The organism is Imperialibacter sp., assembly GCF_040222815.1.
GTDB lineage: Bacteria > Bacteroidota > Bacteroidia > Cytophagales > Cyclobacteriaceae > Imperialibacter.
The window spans coordinates 1-15,767 of record NZ_JAVKCH010000012.1; the positions used below are offsets into that span (position 1 = coordinate 1).

The following is a 15,767-nucleotide window of genomic DNA, read 5'->3' on the forward strand; positions in this document are numbered from 1 at the left end:
TTTATTGAAGAGAGTGCCCCGCCCCGACTTGTCGGGACGGGGCCTGGAACAGCTTGAATGTATTTTCTCTTGGTATGTCATAAGATATTTGTTGTTGAAAGAAGTTCAACGACGTTTAAGTACTCATCAAAAGATGAGTAAGTAATCAACGAGCTTTAGGTGACTATAGCGACGGGGTCCACCTCTTCCCATTCCGAACAGAGAAGTTAAGCCTGTCTGCGCCGATGGTACTGCTGTGCAAGGTGGGAGAGTAGGTCGTTGCCTGATTTTATCAAACAACCCACAAGGTTGTCACAAGCCTCTAAGAGTAATCTTAGAGGCTTTTTTGCGTTTAAAAGGATTTAGAATCATGCGGAAAATCTGGGTGCTGATTGTACTAAGCATAGATTTTAGAGAGTCTGTATAGGAAGAAGCTGACGATTCTCACCCCTCTGAACTAACTTCTGAAGGCTTTTATCTTGGCATTGAAAGATCCAGCAGCAGCATTGATCCTTCTTTTGTTGAGGAAGTTCAGGCCGGTTTGATAGTGTTTGTAGATGCTTCTTGCTTCTTTGTTGAAAGATTTGAAGCCACCTTTCCCACTCATCTTGTTGGTTTGGCGAAAGCTTGTTTCCAGATGGATTCCGGTTAGGCTGCCGGACGGACTTTCATTCTTTTCAGGCAGAGTGCGCTGGAAGCCGTAGTTTATTCTTTTTGGGAAGCTAACAGGTCGGCAGCTTGAGGCCTGCCGTTGGGTACAAAAAAGAAGCCTCAATACAAATAGCTTTGAGGCTTCTTAATCTTTTCAGTGGGGTCTTGTTCGGCCCTATTCCTTATTCTTGGACTTTGATTTGGAAGAGCCGGAGCCTGAAATAGATTCTCTCATCTCAGTATCAGCTTTTACGTTTTGCATTTTGTAGTAGTCCATGATGCCCATGTTACCTGAGCGGAAGGCTTCTGCCATCGCTTTGGGTACTTCAGCTTCAGCTTCGATAACCTTGGCCCGGGCTTCCTGAGCTTTTGCTTTCATTTCCTGCTCAAGGGCAACGGCCATGGCTCTTCTCTCTTCCGCCTTAGCTTCAGCCACTTTCAAGTCGGCTGACGCCTGGTCAGTTTGGAGTTTGGCACCGATGTTAGCTCCAACGTCTACGTCGGCAATGTCAATGGAAAGAATTTCGAAAGCTGTTCCAGCATCAAGGCCACGGGCCAATACCAGTTTGGAGATTTTATCTGGGTTTTCTAAAACAGCTTTATGTGTAGCGGCAGAACCAATTGATGTTACAATGCCTTCCCCAACCCTCGCAAGAATGGTGTCTTCACCAGCGCCACCAACAAGTTGTTGAATATTGGCACGGACGGTAACTCTGGCTTTCGCTACAAGTTGGATGCCGTCTGCAGCTACCGCAGCTACAGAAGGTGTGTTGATTACTTTCGGATTAACCGAGATTTGAACTGCCTCAAACACATCTCTACCTGCAAGGTCAATAGCAGTTGCCTGCTTGAATGACAAGTTGATGTTAGCCTTGTCAGCTGAAATAAGTGCCCTGATTACCTGGGGCACATTACCACCAGCCAGGTAGTGCGTTTCAAGATCTGAGGTTTTCAATTGGCGTTTTTCCCCAGTGTGTTCATCCGAAATAGCGATACCCGCTTTTGTGGCTGTAATTAATGAGTTTACCACAACACTTGGAGGCACCTTTCTGATGCGCATAAAAACAAGTTCAAGTAGCCCAACCTTTACGCCGGAAAAGATTGCTGTGATCCAAAGGTTCACTGGCACGAAGTATAGGAAAATGAAGAATCCTATAATGGCGGCGAAGACTAAAAATAGAAAAGAAAGATTACCCATTATTGATTAATTTAAGATTGATTCAACGAATATTTTACTATCGACAATTTTCGAAATCTGTATTTTGGCATCGGCCGGGATATAGTCGCCACTGCTTCGAACTTCCATTATTTTCTCATCAAATAGACCGTTGCCTATAGGCTTTAGAGTTGAAATGGCTTTGCCAATATCGCCAACTTTTGCTGTTACTACAATTTCTCCGTTTACCTTCCCCTCCATGGTCGATTTGAGGGAAAACTTTTCCCAAACGCCACTCTTTAGGCTAACAACCACCACTGATATCCCCACAATCAGTGAGACAATAGAGATAATTGCGCCAATGGTGTTTCCGAAATACTCGAAGCTGAGATAGAGAGCAGCAACACCAAAGATACATCCAAGTATTCCAACGATAGTGGTTCCAGGAATAAACACCACCTCGATGACTATGAGTGCCAGCCCGAAAACCACAAGCCCGATAACAATGAACCACTCTGCCATAATTGTTTAAGTTCCTGAAATTTAGAAATTAACTTCGAGCTTACCTTGAGAAATGTTCGCTTAGTAAGCTCTGGCGAAAATTACTCTTTGCTTAGACGGCTTACCTGTTACCATGCATTTACCGGCTTCTTCTTCTCCATCAAGAGGAATACATCTAATAGTGGCTTTTGTTTCGTCCTTCACTTTTTCTTCGGTCTCGGGGGTGCCATCCCAGTGCGCTAGTACAAATCCACCCTTTTTGTCAAGCACACTTTTAAACTCCTCGTAGGATTCAACTTTCGTAATCATGCCGGCTCTGAAGTCATGTGCCTTCTTATAGATATTAGCCTGCATGTCTTCAAGTAGCTGATTTATCGTCGTCGTAAATTCCTCATTTAACGGAATGACCGACTTCTCCAGGGTGTCTCTTCTTGCTACCTCAACAGTTCCGTTTTCAAGGTCTTTGGGGCCGATAGCGATGCGAACCGGTACGCCTTTTAGCTCGTACTCAGCAAATTTCCATCCAGGCTTATGCGTATCTCGATCGTCATATTTTACGGAAATACCCGCTTTGCGAAGTTTGCTGATCATTTCCTTAGTTACCTCATTGATCTGTTCCTTCTCGTCATCTGATCGGTAAATAGGGACGATAACGACTTTGTTTGGAGCAAGATTCGGAGGAAGTACCAAGCCGTTGTCGTCGGAGTGAGCCATGATGAGAGCTCCCATTAACCTGGTGCTTACGCCCCAACTGGTACCCCAGACATACTCAAGGCCACCTTCCTTCGACTGAAACTTGACGTCGAATGCTTTGGCAAAGTTCTGCCCAAGAAAATGAGAAGTACCTGCCTGAAGCGCTTTTCCATCTTGCATGAGTGCTTCAATACAATAGGTGTCCTCAGCTCCGGCAAACCGTTCGTTTTCGGTTTTAACACCTTTAATTACCGGAAGGGCCATAAAGGTCTCGGCGAATTCAGCGTATACGTTGAGCATACGTACAGTTTCCTCAACTGCTTCTGCTTTGGTGGCATGGGCAGTGTGGCCTTCTTGCCAGAGAAATTCGGCTGTGCGAAGAAATAGCCTTGTGCGCATTTCCCAGCGAACCACATTAGCCCATTGATTAATGAGTAAAGGAAGATCTCTGTATGATTGAATCCAATTTTTGTACGTGCTCCATATAACTGTTTCGGATGTCGGCCTCACAATTAATTCTTCTTCCAACTTAGCCTCTGGGTCTACAATAATACCACCCCCGTTTTCATCGTTCTTAAGTCGGTAATGAGTAACCACGGCGCACTCTTTTGCGAACCCTTCTACGTGTGCAGCCTCTTTACTTAAATAGGATTTTGGTATGAAAAGTGGGAAGTAGGCATTGGAATGGCCCGTTTCCTTGAACATGCGATCAAGCTCCTGCTGCATTTTTTCCCAGATAGCGTAGCCATAGGGTTTAATTACCATACATCCCCGAACAGGTGAATTTTCGGCCAAATCAGCCCTTTTTACCAGTTCGTTATACCACAGTGAATAGTCCTCGCTCCTTTTAGGTAATCCTTTACTCATCGAAAAATTAATTTTTGGTACAGATATTGCTTAAATTGTAAATACCATTGACGACAAATATACGTGAATGAAAGGAAACGGGAAGGGAAACTCTTTACGTTGTTTTGTTGTCATTAAATTATAGGGAGTCAAAAAATATAAAGCTATGAAAAGGTACACGAAGTTCGCAGCGTTAAAGACAGCTCTAAGCTTAGGGGCAATGATTGCATTGGTGCCTTTTGCGGCAATGTCTCAGTCATCCAAGGAAGTGGACGATCTCTACTTTTCGAAAAATGACAGGGTTAAAATCAAATATGCTACCAACGAGGAAGGGCAACCTGTGACTGAGTCTCAGGCAACTTATGAGTCGTACAGCAACAATACGTACAACCCAACTTATTCCGCAAAGACAGTCAATCCTGAGTATATAGCTAAGTATAAGAGTGCTTCGCAGGAAAGTGTGCAGTCTCAGCTTGATGAGCAGGCTGCGCTCGACAATCAGGAGAATCAGAACTATAGCAGCGAAGACTACTATGTGGATGGTTATAACTCTAATGGCTATACTACATCGGGAGCCAGCACAGTTAATATCTACACGGGTGGTTACGGTAACAATTGGAATTCCTGGATGCCATACAATAATTATTACTTCAGCGCATGGAATAGTCCTTACTGGAATCCCTATATCGGCTTTTCAATAGGCTATAATTGGGGCTGGGGTGGAATGGGGTATGGTTTTGGCTACCCTGGTGGATTTTATGACCCATGGGGATATACCTGGGGAGGCTATTACGGTGGCGGCTGGGGTAGGTACGGTGGTTGGGGTTGGAACAGACCTTATAGTTACTTCGGATATGGAAACGGCTACTATCATGGGTTCTACGATGGCTACTATTCAGGCGGCGGCAAAGGCGTATATGCGAAAAATGTAGTGAGAGGTGGGAGAGTGAATAGAAGTGCCGTTGGTGGTGGCAGTTATGCAAACACGGCCGGGTCTAGCAGATACAGAAATGCCAATGTGCAGAATGTGACTGGGTCGACCGACAGAAGCGGTTCTACATCATCGAGAGGAAGAACTGTTTCGAGTTCGACAAGCTCAAGAGACTACTCGGGTACTCAAAACGAGTATTTTCAGAGATCCAGGGCTGGTTACAGTTCAGGAGTAGGCACTAGCGACAGAAATACTTCTGCTGTGACCGATAGAAACTCAGGCAGAACCACATATGAGTCGGGTGTGAGATCAAGGAACTCATATACGGCGGTCGGCAGGACTTCTGAGAATGCCAATACTGGCAGAGGTTCTTCCACTACAGGAACGACTACTAACTCCAATAGCTCAAGAAGTTTGAACCCGACATCTTCTGGAAGGACGAACAATAGTTCGACCAACGAATTCAGGGGAGTGGCGCCTAGCAACTCCAGGTCGTCATCTGGACAGATGAACAGGCAGGTAATTCCTAACAACAATTCGTACAGAACAAGATCCAATAGCAGCGGCTATTCCAGTCCATCATATTCTGCACCTTCTAATAGTGGGCGAAGCAATAATTCTTATTCAAGCCCCTCTTATAATAGAAGCAGTGGGTCGAGTAGTGGTAGCAGAAGCAACTCTGGCTGGTCTGCTCCGGCTCCCAGCAGAAGTAGTGGTGGGTCTAACACCTTTTCTGCTCCTAGCAGAAGTTCTGGTAGCAGCGGTGGGTTTTCGGCACCTAGCCGATCTTCCGGAAGCAGCTCCGGAGGAAGCAGGTCATCAGGATCCTCTTCGGGAGGATCAAGAAGTGGCCGTGGTAATTAAGTTTTATTCATAAATACCAGACTAAAATGAAGAAGTTGACTAAGCTTACTGTCGTAGGCATGCTAATGGTATGCTCTTTTGGAAAACTAAGTGCGCAGGTTGAAAGTGGGTCGTTTGGTTATTATACTGATGCACTAAGGTTCAGCAGTATTTCATCGACAACCGGTTCGGCCAGGATGCAGGGATTAGGGGGAGCCAACACATCGCTTGGGGGAGACATTACCACTGCTGCAAGTAACCCGGCTGGTCTTGGGTATTTTAACAGGTCTGTGTTTGCTGTTACACCCTCATTAAATTTTAATACTTCGGATGCCACGTTTGCTGACGAAAAAAATAGCGGCTACCTCAATAAATTTAATTTGAGTACGTTAGGTGTGGCCTTTAATTTCTCGAAAGGGGATGTTGTTCAGGATAAATTCAAAGGAGGAACGTTTGCTATTAACTATCAGCGGGTGAATGATTTTTATAATGAATTCACATATGAGGGCTACAACGACAATAGCTCGATAATTGACTATTTTCTGGAGCAATCGAACGGAATACCTGTAAACAGCATCGACAACAGAGGGTTGCTAAGCCTTGCTTACTACAATTATCTGATCAATCCTGTAGCAGATCAGGACGGAACTTATGATTCGTTTGTGCTGGGATATCCTCGTCAGAGCGAAACGGTTAAAACCGTAGGTGGCCAAAACCAGTGGAGCTTTTCTTACGGTGGTAACTACGACGACAAATTTTACTTTGGAGCTGGTCTAGGGATTGTGGGGTTAAGGTATAAGAATACTAAACGTTATACAGAGAATAGCTTTTACGACTTCGCTAATGATGCGGATGACCCGACCATCAACAGCATTTCGGCTGACGAAAGTCTTGAGATAACAGGAACTGGTGTGAATGCGACTTTTGGTTTCATCTACCGCCCGTTAGATTTAGTTAGGGTTGGGGTTTCGTATACTACACCGACGATCTACGATTTGAACGAAGTGAGTACATACGCTCTCACTACCAACTACAACAATTTCTATTATGAGCCGGAAGATACCGTTCTGAATGTTTTGACCTCCGATGGAGACCTTCTCGAGTCGAGCTATCAAATGACTACGCCAGGTCGACTATCGGCGGGAGTGTCAGTATTTGCTGGAAAGAATGGGTTTGTTTCTGCTGATGTGGAGTTGGTAAACTATTCTACTGCAAGGTTGAGATCAACCGATTTTTCAGCTAACGCAGATAACAGAACGATCGAAAATTTGTACAAGCCGACTTTAAACTATCGGATTGGGGCTGAAGCAAGGTTGGATATATTCAGGCTGAGAGCCGGTTATGTGCTTTATGGCAACCCTCACGCCAGTTCTGATTCTTCTACCGGGAACAAACAGTCAGTTACGGCTGGCGCTGGTATCAGATTAAGTAACTTCTACGTTGACCTTGGCATTATCAATACTTTTTCGAATCAGAATTACTCACCATACATATTGGCTAACAATGTAAGCCCGGAGGTTAGCATCAAAAACAGAACGACCTCAGGTCTGATTACCTTTGGTTTTACATTCTAAAGCCGGGCCAGGAGCTCTTTAGCTACGTTTGATGCTAATTTATTCTCGGTTGAGATGATGATTTGGGCTTTTTGATAGAACGGGAGTCGCCATGAAAAGCGCTCCTGGAGCTGGTTTTCTATTTCAGACCCTGCCAATCCTTTGAACAAAGGCCTTGTGCTTTCTTCTGGAGCTACCCTGGCTGCGAGTTCATTCCAGGGTGTTTCCAGATAGCAAGTGATTCCATGTCTTTTCATTTTTTCGAGATTATCGAAAAAACAGGGAGTGCCTCCACCAGTGGCTACTACCTTGATATCCTTTGATTCAATAAGAGTGGCAAGGCAAGCAGCCTCCACTTTTCTGAAATAGTCTTCGCCTTCTTTTTCAAACACTTCGCTGATGGCCCTGCCCTCCCTTCGCACTATTATGTCATCGAGGTCGATGAATGGAATGCCGAGTTGAGTGCTCAAAAGTTTTCCGACAGTGGTTTTCCCAGACCCCGGCAGGCCAATTAAGAAAATCGGTTTTCCGCCAGCCAACATTTAGCGAAGAAGACTTTGGACTTCGTATGCCGTTGGGACGTCGTTGAAATGCCACTTGCCTTTCACCACGCCATCTTTCACTAGTAGAAGCCCCGGATTAGACCTGATGATGGTTTTTAGAACTGTGGCGTCGGAATAGTAGTAAGGAACTGCCAGTTGCACTTCGTGCCTAAAGGCTTCGAAGCTTGTGGGATCTGACGCTGTCAGTGCCCAGGTGTCTGCTTGTCCACTAAGCTGACTGATAAGTGTGTTGATCTCAGAAAAGTGTTCTTTATTGACCTTTCCCACATTGTAGGTGATCACAAACAGCTTATTCCCAGTGAATGTTTCCTGCGTAAAGTCGCCATCATCGTTCCACACGGCATAGTCCGTGATTTTAGGTTGCACTTCAGGGTTAAGGATGACCATTTCCTTGAAGGTGTACGACTTATCGGTGGGGTACTGCTCCATTCGATGCTCTTTGCCATCCTTTTCCATCACGTATTCATACTTCAGTTCGCCTGACGGCTCCATAAGCTCGGGCAGGTTGTTGCCTACTTTGTATGCTCTGAAATCGATGAAAGGAAGGTGGCGAATGGCGTATATGCCAATGAAAAGTGATAGAGCTGTTGCGCCTCCAATGATAATATCCCTGGTGCGACTTTCCTCAGACTCGCTGGCTACGAGGTTTCTTTTGAGGAATAAGAAAGCTATGAAAATGGTGAGTATGATATCTTTTATGAATGACTCCCACGGAGTAAGTTTGATGGCGTCGCCAAAGCAGCCGCAGTCAGTCACTTTGTCGAAGTAAGCTGAGTAGAATGTGAGAAATGTAAAGAAGACAATGATGATAAGCAGCAGCCAATAGGTGATTTTTACCCGATAGTTAAGAAGGACGGCGATTCCCAGTACCACTTCCAGCACGCAAAGAAACACCGCCAATGGTAAAGCAAGCGGAACGAATATTTCGAAGAACGAGGCAATATCGGAAGCGAAAACCTCGAAGTACTCCTCAAGTTTGATGGCAGTGCCTACAGGGTCGTTGATTTTGATGGCACCAGAAAAAATAAAGAGACCACCGACGAAAAATCTTGATATTTGTAATAACCACTTCATTTGCTGAGATAGTTTAGTTTTATCAAACAAAACACTGCGTAATTGATCATGTCCTGATAGTTGGCTTTTATGCCTTCCGACACCAATGTTTTTCCTTTGTTGTCTTCAATTTGTTTTACTCTCAATAGCTTCATTAAAATAATGTCGGTCATCGAGCTCACTCTCATTTCCCGCCAGGCCTCACCATAGTCATGATTTTTGTTGAGGAGCAATTCCATTGTCTCCCGGGCAATTTTATCATAGTGGGGTTCCAACGCTTCATACGGCAGTTCCAGCGCCGGGTTTTCGGCCAGCTCCATTTGAATCATAGCAATGATGCAATAGTTGATAATACCAATAAACTCTCCACTGATATTATCTTCGACCTTCTGCGTCCCCTTTTCCTGAATAGAGCGGATTCTTTGCGCTTTGATGAATATTTGATCGGTGAGGGAAGAAAGCCGCAAAATGCGCCAGGCGGTGCCATAATCACGGGTCTTCTTTTCAAATAATTCTTTACAAGCCTTTATTACTTGAGTATATTCGCCAACAGTTTTTTCTTCCAAAGGAGTAAATCTTAATTGTCTCAACAGGGCGCTAAAAATAACGAAATTGCTTTCAATTCATAAACCCTTTGATGCTAAAAGGAGTATCGAAGTTCGGGGACAAATCATATCGCTGGAATATCCATGCGTGATGGGCATTGTTAACTTTACTCCCGACTCGTTTTATGATGGAGGGCGATTAAAGACTGACAGTGATATCCTGGCTCTCGCCGAAAGGCATTTAACCGACGGGGCCACTTTTCTTGACATAGGCGGTTATTCCTCCCGCCCTGATGCTGATCATATTAGTGAAGAAGAAGAGCAGCGGCGGGTTGGCCATGTAGTTGCTACCGTCATCCGACAGTTTCCTCAAGCTATTCTATCAGTGGATACCTTCAGAGCGTCAGTTGCCAAAGCAGCTCTTGATGCCGGTGCTCAAATGCTTAATGATATTTCGGGAGGAGAACTGGACGCTGAAATGTTTTCATTAGTAGCGGAGCGGAATGTCCCTTACATTCTCATGCACATGAAGGGTACGCCGCAGACGATGAGGCAGATGTCGGATTATGAGGATGTTTTACAGGAAGTTTGTGACTACTTTAGTAGCAAGCTTAACTACTTGCGTTCGAATGGGGTGAAGGACATCATTATCGACCCGGGTTTTGGGTTTGCAAAAGGGCCTTCCGCCGGCTTTGAGTTACTAGGAAAGATGTCGTTTCTCGAAGCATTGGGTGCTCCAGTTATGGTCGGGTTATCGAGGAAGTCGATGATTTATAAAACACTTGAAATAAATGCGGAAGAAGCGCTTAATGGCACAACAGCTTTGCATATGATTGCGTTAGAGAATGGGGCGAATATTCTGAGAGTACATGATACAAAAGAGGCTATTGAGGCCATAGAATTATACAGGAGGGTATATACTTGATACTAGCGTTCAAAATTGGGTTTTTAGAAATTGGGTGGGTTGATGTCATCGACATAGGCTTTGTGAGCGTGCTCCTGTACCACGTGTATAAGCTCATGAGGGGGAGTGTGGCCATTCGGGTGTTTCTAGGCTTCTTGTTTCTCTACCTAGTGTATCTGGTGGTGAGGGCTGCCGAGATGGAACTATTGTCGATCATTCTTGGTCAGTTCATGGGAGTGGGTGTGCTGGCGGTAATTATCTTGTTTCAGCAGGAAATCAGGAAGTTCCTGCTTATTATCGGACGAACCACCGCATTTGACAAGGAAAGTTTCTTCAAATCGTTTGGTGTCTTTTGGCGCAGCTCATCTGCCAGCAATAAATTTGATGTGACTCCCTTGGTAGAGGGGATGAAGAGCCTGGGCGGATCAAACACCGGTGCCCTTATGGTGGTTTCTAAGAACACTGAGCTCAAGTTTTATGCAGAATCCGGTGACAGAATGGACGCCATACTCTCCAAAAGGCTGCTTCTCTCTATATTCAACAAATATAGCCCACTGCATGATGGCGCTGTAATCGTTTACGAAGGGAAGATAGTGGCCGCAAGGTGTATTTTGCCCGTAACCGAAAGAGACAATTTGCCAGCTCAGTTCGGGCTCAGGCATCGGGCGGCAATAGGAATGTCGGAGCAGACAGACACGTTGATTCTGGTGGTTTCAGAGGAAACAGGTCAGCTTTCTGTCGTGAGGAACGGAAGAGTATTCTACAACCTGGCACCTCAGGACATTAGAAAGAAAATCAACGACTACCTTTCAGAAAACGAGGATGAGGAGCTGCTTTCTGAAGCAAATAAGGCAGCTGCCGCCGAAGCCGAAAAACCTCTAAAAAAGGAAAAGACCTCTGCTTAGTGATGGTCGGCATTTACTGGCTTTTCTAGCCGCACGCCGAACGAATACTCCAGCAGTTTGCGTACGGTGAGCCCCTGAAACAGGATAGATAGCACAACAACTGTATAAGTCATTGTGACAATGATGTCTTTTCCCTCAAATTCCGGGAGAGAGAGTGACAATGCAATAGGTATGCCTCCCCGGAGCCCTCCCCAGGTCATGATTGTCACAGAGTGTTTTTCGAAATGGTGTTGTTTGAAAACAGACATGAGCTTTATAGGAATTCCCACACTGATAAACCGGGCTACCAAAATCAACGTAAAAGCAAAAAAGCCTGCTGCGAAATAGTCGAGACGGATGGTGATGACCAACATTTCGAGCCCAATCAACACAAAAAGCATAGCATTTAGAGACTCCTCCATCAAACTCCAAAACTTAAACACGTAGTCGCTGGTGACGCTGGTGATATAGTTTCCACGGCCTTCGTTTCCTATAATCAGCCCGGCTACCACTGCAGCCTGCTTGGCGGAGATGTGGAGAATTGTTGCTATTTGCGCTCCCGTTAGTACCAGCGCCAGCGTAACCAGGATCTCCAGTTCCGATTGATCGTTGTCAATGTACTTAAGCAGCCGGTAGCCAACAAAACCAAGGATAAGCCCAAGTATGATTCCCCCCCCAACATCGAGGGAAAATATAAAGCCGACATCCCAAAAGCTGATTCTGTGGTCTTCGCCGGTATGCGCCAGGTCGAGCAATGTAAGTGCCAGCACCACAGCCACGCCATCATTGAAAAGTGATTCACCGGAGACTTGAATGGCCAGTCTTTTGGATAGGTTATACTTCTTGATGGTCGATGTAAGGGCAATGGGATCAGTGGGCGATATCAGGGCGCCAAAGACCAGGCAATAAATCAGGTCAAGATGGATGCCGGAAAACTTCAGAATGTAGAAAATGCCAAGGCCCACGATGACCGTGGAAATGAAAATACTGGCCGTGGCTAATATTAACACAGGCCATTTCTCCTGGGCGAGTTTCTTGAAGTCGATTTGGAGTGCGCCCGCAAAGAGCATGAAAATGAGCACTACCTGATAGAGCACATCGGAGTAATCGTAGTTTTCCATGACACGCTCGGTGCCTATGATGAAATCGGGGAACAGCCAGCCAGCTACTAAAATGCAAAAGGACAGGCAAAGCGCCATTAACATCAGCCCAATGGAAGAGGGCAATTTGATGAAGTATGTGTTTACGTATATAAAGATGCCTGCCAGGCAGACAAAAATTGCGACTATATCAAGTATATGCATAGAAGGCGTTCAATGCCGGGTAATTTTTTTGTTGATAATAACTATGCAGGTGATTTAGATAAAATTTGCCCAAATTTAGTGTATTATGAATAAATGACCCGTTTTTTTTTACGGTTACTCAAAACTTGTACGAATGCGGTCTTTTGAGTTCCAGACGTAAATTGTGTCAAAAGCGGATTAACCCGATGTCAGTAGCGTATGACCATCAGTTTTTTATGAAGAAAGAAAAGCTAAAGAAGCAATTTGAGGTGTTGCGGGAGAAAAGGGAACAGCTATTTAAAATAGTTGCGTCGGTAGATGCAGCCTTGTTGGATCGGCCACCTGCGGAAGGCAAATGGAGCATACTGCAAATTCTTTATCATGTGAAGGCATCTGAGGCGGGAACCCTGCGCTACATTGAGAAAAAATTATCGTTTTCGCAGGATGGACTTCCAAACTCATCTTTTCTTTCGGGAGTAAAGTTGGTGTTGCTCGAAATTACTTTGAGGTCACCGCTAAAGTTCAAAGCCCCGAAAGGACTAGCTGTGTTTCCTGAGAGGTTGGTGCTGGAAGAAATCAGTGCAGACTGGGATCGGTCCGATGAGGGCTTCTTGAAGCTTATTGATCGCCTCGACGAGCATCAGTTTGGCTGGCAGCTTTTCAAACATCCCATTATTGGGCGGCTCGACATGCAGCAGACAATCAAATTTATGATCAGTCATTTTGACCACCACGCACGTCAAATAAGACGATTAACGAGCTGATTTTCTTTCAGATAAAAAATCGTTGAGAAAAAAGCCGACCATCGGTAAAACCATTCCTATGAATGCGAATAAGATTGTCATTTTATACCTCCTGAGTTTTAAGTTGCGTTTTGATATTTTCTATGAGCTGATATATTTCTGTTTCAAGGGAGCTAAGTTGGTGATCCAGTTCCCACTGACCCTGGCTGGCAAGCTCTGAGATTATCGATATTTTCTTTGAAGCCGCTTCATCGCTTAGTAGTTCAAGCAGAGTTTTTGATTTGTGTTTGATGAAGTTCAGCCAATACATATTTTTTGTTTCTACTCCTTCTCTGATGCAAGACAAATAGTTTGCCAATTCTTGCGTGCTTTGATCAATAAATGTGTTGATGAATGACTCATCATCTTTTCCAAGCTCCAGTACCTGACTAAAATTGTTTGTGTTCATTTCCATAACTTTCAGCTTCAAAGTTATTGTGCGAATGCTGATTGAACCGTGGATAATTTCTTCATTACTTACACGGCTGAGAACATCTTGACTAATTAGCAATTCTGTCATTTCTTTCATGAAAGCCTTAAAAACCAGCTTTCTGTTAAGAGCGAAGAGTGAAATTTTTGCCGGGAAGTTGCGAGAAAGTTTCAAATTGGGGATAGAAACTACTTCAACGACCACTCAGCACATTCTCTGTGAACTTCGTAAAGCATCGTTTCAGGCTAACATATTAACCTCTATTTTTGACCCGACTTAGTTTTATGATAAGCGTACAAAGCGTTATTTACACGTATGGGCCAGACAAGCGCCTGGCATTTCCTGACTGGGAAGTTGAGCAGGGCAAGCATAGCCTTATCCTGGGTGGGTCGGGGTGTGGCAAAACAACTTTGCTTCACTTGCTGGCCGGGCTTAGAACGCCAACGGCTGGTATTGTGAAGGCAGCAGGTCAGGTGCTTTCTGAACTCGGAGGTCATAGAATGGATGTGTTCAGGGGCAAGCATATTGGGCTTATTTTCCAAAAGCCTCACTTGCTGAGTGTGTTAACAGTTGAAGACAATTTGCTGCTTGCTCAGTATATGGCCGAGCTTCCTCAAGACAAAAAAAGGATACGGGATGTGCTTGACGTTCTTAACCTGTCTGATAGAAGAAATGCGAAGGTTTATGAGCTAAGTCAGGGTGAAGCCCAGCGAATAGCAATAGCAAGGGCTGTACTTAATAAGCCAAAAGTGATTCTGGCGGATGAACCGACTGCCAGTTTGGATGACGATAACAGCGAAAAGGTTTTGAACATCCTTGAAGAGCAGGCAAATATGTATAATGCTACGCTCGTTATCGCCACACACGATCAAAGGGTGAAGAGTCGATTCCCTCACCAACTCAAGCTTTAAATAGAGATATGAACCTTTTTGTTTTGAGCTGGAAGTACATAAAAGGCAAGCCGCTGAGTACAGCGCTCAACGTGCTATTACTGTCGTTCGGAATAGGCATTATTGTCGTTTTGCTCCTTGTGAGCAAGCAGTTGCAGGACAAGCTCTCGGAAAATGCCAGTGGCATTGACCTTGTGGTGGGAGCCAAGGGCAGCCCTCTTCAGATAATACTTGGAAGCATCTACCATATTGACTACCCAACGGGAAACATATCTCTCAAAGAAGCCGCAAAACTTTCCAGGAACAGGCTGGTGAAAAACGTGATACCATTGGCCCTGGGGGACAGCTACAAATCTTTAAGAATTGTAGGGTCGACCAGGGGGTTTGCTGATTTGTATGGTTTGATGCTTGATGAAGGAACCCTGTGGGAGGATGACTACGAGGTGACACTCGGGGCAGCTGCGGCACAAACGTTGAGCCTGGCCATTGGCGACACCTTTTTTGGAGAACATGGCATGGCGGACGGGGGCGAGGCGCATGAGGCTCATGCCTACAAGGTGGTGGGGGTGCTACAGCCCACGGGCAAGGTCGTTGACAATCTTATTCTGACAAGTGTTCCCAGCGTATGGCTGATGCATGGCCATGATGAAGCAGGGGACGGGCACGAGAACTTGCCGGACACGGCGGCGATTGAGGTTTTGGGAATAGCAGTTACTCAGGAGCAGCTTGAGGAAAAAGAGGTGACTTCATTGCTGGTGCAGTATCGGGGTCCGATGGCGGCAGTTCAGCTTCCTCGCATGGTTAATACGCAAAGCAGCATGCAGGCTGCTTCACCTGCTTTTGAAACGGCCAGGCTTTTCTCACTGATAGGCATTGGGGTTGATGTGGTGCAAGGCTTCGCCTACCTGATCATTCTGATGGCTGGGCTAAGCATTTTCATAGCATTGTACAGTTCGCTGAAGGAGAGGCAGTATGACCTGGCCATTATGCGATCATTGGGGGCATCCAGGCTCAGGCTATTCATTCACATTGTTATGGAGGGCGTTATCATCACGTTGCTGGGAGCTGGGGTTGGTTTTGTGCTAGGCCATGGCGTGGTAGAAATACTTGCTCAATTCATTTTGAAAGGGTCGTCTGCTGGCATCACCGGCCTTGTATTTTTGCCTTCCGAACTTTACATATTATATATAAGTTTACTTCTGGGAGTGGTAGCTTCGCTTATTCCGGCTATCAATGCCTACAAGACTGACATTTCTGAGGTACTCGCTAAAGGAGCATAA

The 15,767-nt window shown here is 45.2% G+C and carries 16 protein-coding genes and 1 rRNA gene; 8 read left to right on the forward strand and 9 right to left on the reverse strand.

What is annotated here, in order from left to right; translation table 11 throughout:
• Positions 1 to 155 precede the first annotated feature (155 nt).
• Positions 156 to 267 (forward strand): 5S ribosomal RNA (gene rrf, locus RIF36_RS02775).
• Between the two features lie 169 nt (positions 268 to 436).
• On the opposite strand, the gene RIF36_RS02780 is transcribed toward rrf, so the two are convergent.
• From RIF36_RS02780 to proS, 4 genes are all read right to left on the reverse strand, one after another.
• The gene (locus tag RIF36_RS02780; protein ID WP_350129726.1) at positions 437 to 586 is read right to left on the reverse strand and encodes a hypothetical protein; all 150 of its coding nucleotides are present in this window, start codon (positions 584 to 586) and stop codon (positions 437 to 439) included.
• Positions 587 to 805: 219 nt separating this feature from the next.
• The gene (gene floA / locus RIF36_RS02785; protein ID WP_151999621.1) at positions 806 to 1,828 is read right to left on the reverse strand and encodes a flotillin-like protein FloA; all 1,023 of its coding nucleotides are present in this window, start codon (positions 1,826 to 1,828) and stop codon (positions 806 to 808) included.
• A gap of 6 nt (positions 1,829 to 1,834) precedes the next feature.
• Positions 1,835 to 2,308 (reverse strand): NfeD family protein, encoded by a 474-nt coding sequence (locus RIF36_RS02790; RefSeq protein WP_350129729.1) that lies wholly within the window; start codon positions 2,306 to 2,308, stop codon positions 1,835 to 1,837.
• A 60-nt stretch (positions 2,309 to 2,368) separates the two neighbouring features.
• Positions 2,369 to 3,847, reverse strand: coding sequence for a proline--tRNA ligase (gene proS, locus RIF36_RS02795; RefSeq protein ID WP_350077085.1), 1,479 nt, complete (start codon positions 3,845 to 3,847; stop codon positions 2,369 to 2,371).
• Between the two features lie 145 nt (positions 3,848 to 3,992).
• On the opposite strand from proS, the gene RIF36_RS02800 reads away from it, so the two are divergent.
• Both RIF36_RS02800 and RIF36_RS02805 read left to right on the forward strand, forming a co-directional pair.
• Positions 3,993 to 5,621: a hypothetical protein gene (locus RIF36_RS02800; protein WP_350149310.1), complete on the forward strand. Its 1,629-nt coding sequence runs from the start codon at positions 3,993 to 3,995 to the stop codon at positions 5,619 to 5,621.
• Between the two features lie 26 nt (positions 5,622 to 5,647).
• On the forward strand, positions 5,648 to 7,174 hold the full coding sequence (locus RIF36_RS02805) for an OmpP1/FadL family transporter (RefSeq protein ID WP_350129734.1): 1,527 nt from the start codon (positions 5,648 to 5,650) through the stop codon (positions 7,172 to 7,174).
• On the opposite strand, the gene RIF36_RS02810 is transcribed toward RIF36_RS02805, so the two are convergent.
• From RIF36_RS02810 to RIF36_RS02820, 3 genes are read right to left on the reverse strand one after another with little or no spacing between them, the layout of a single operon-like run.
• The gene (locus RIF36_RS02810; protein ID WP_350129736.1) at positions 7,171 to 7,695 is read right to left on the reverse strand and encodes a shikimate kinase; all 525 of its coding nucleotides are present in this window, start codon (positions 7,693 to 7,695) and stop codon (positions 7,171 to 7,173) included. The two genes, RIF36_RS02805 and RIF36_RS02810, sit on opposite strands and share 4 nt — an antisense overlap.
• On the reverse strand, positions 7,696 to 8,790 hold the full coding sequence (locus tag RIF36_RS02815) for a BT_3928 family protein (RefSeq protein WP_350077093.1): 1,095 nt from the start codon (positions 8,788 to 8,790) through the stop codon (positions 7,696 to 7,698).
• Complete coding sequence (locus tag RIF36_RS02820; protein WP_317489640.1) at positions 8,787 to 9,335, reverse strand: DUF1599 domain-containing protein; 549 nt, start codon at positions 9,333 to 9,335, stop codon at positions 8,787 to 8,789. The genes RIF36_RS02815 and RIF36_RS02820 overlap by 4 nt, the downstream gene beginning before the upstream one ends.
• Positions 9,336 to 9,381: 46 nt before the next feature.
• Between RIF36_RS02820 and folP the strand changes: the two genes are divergently transcribed.
• Positions 9,382 to 10,239 (forward strand): dihydropteroate synthase, encoded by an 858-nt coding sequence (gene folP, locus RIF36_RS02825; RefSeq protein ID WP_350077095.1) that lies wholly within the window; start codon positions 9,382 to 9,384, stop codon positions 10,237 to 10,239.
• Positions 10,236 to 11,123: a diadenylate cyclase CdaA gene (gene cdaA / locus RIF36_RS02830; RefSeq protein WP_151999629.1), complete on the forward strand. Its 888-nt coding sequence runs from the start codon at positions 10,236 to 10,238 to the stop codon at positions 11,121 to 11,123. The genes folP and cdaA overlap by 4 nt, the downstream gene beginning before the upstream one ends.
• On the opposite strand, the gene RIF36_RS02835 is transcribed toward cdaA, so the two are convergent.
• Entirely contained in the window at positions 11,120 to 12,406 is a 1,287-nt protein-coding gene (locus tag RIF36_RS02835) for a cation:proton antiporter (RefSeq protein ID WP_151999630.1), read from the reverse strand. The two genes, cdaA and RIF36_RS02835, sit on opposite strands and share 4 nt — an antisense overlap.
• A 185-nt stretch (positions 12,407 to 12,591) precedes the next feature.
• On the opposite strand from RIF36_RS02835, the gene RIF36_RS02840 reads away from it, so the two are divergent.
• A complete protein-coding gene (locus RIF36_RS02840; RefSeq protein ID WP_350129739.1) occupies positions 12,592 to 13,149 on the forward strand; it encodes a DinB family protein in 558 nt (185 codons plus the stop codon).
• A gap of 82 nt (positions 13,150 to 13,231) precedes the next feature.
• Here the strand turns inward: RIF36_RS02840 and RIF36_RS02845 are convergent, their stop codons facing one another.
• Entirely contained in the window at positions 13,232 to 13,801 is a 570-nt protein-coding gene (locus RIF36_RS02845) for a hypothetical protein (RefSeq protein WP_350129742.1), read from the reverse strand.
• Between the two features lie 80 nt (positions 13,802 to 13,881).
• On the opposite strand from RIF36_RS02845, the gene RIF36_RS02850 reads away from it, so the two are divergent.
• Both RIF36_RS02850 and RIF36_RS02855 read left to right on the forward strand, forming a co-directional pair.
• Complete coding sequence (locus tag RIF36_RS02850) at positions 13,882 to 14,508, forward strand: ABC transporter ATP-binding protein (RefSeq protein WP_350129745.1); 627 nt, start codon at positions 13,882 to 13,884, stop codon at positions 14,506 to 14,508.
• Positions 14,509 to 14,516: 8 nt separating this feature from the next.
• A complete protein-coding gene (locus RIF36_RS02855) occupies positions 14,517 to 15,767 on the forward strand; it encodes an ABC transporter permease (protein ID WP_350129748.1) in 1,251 nt (416 codons plus the stop codon).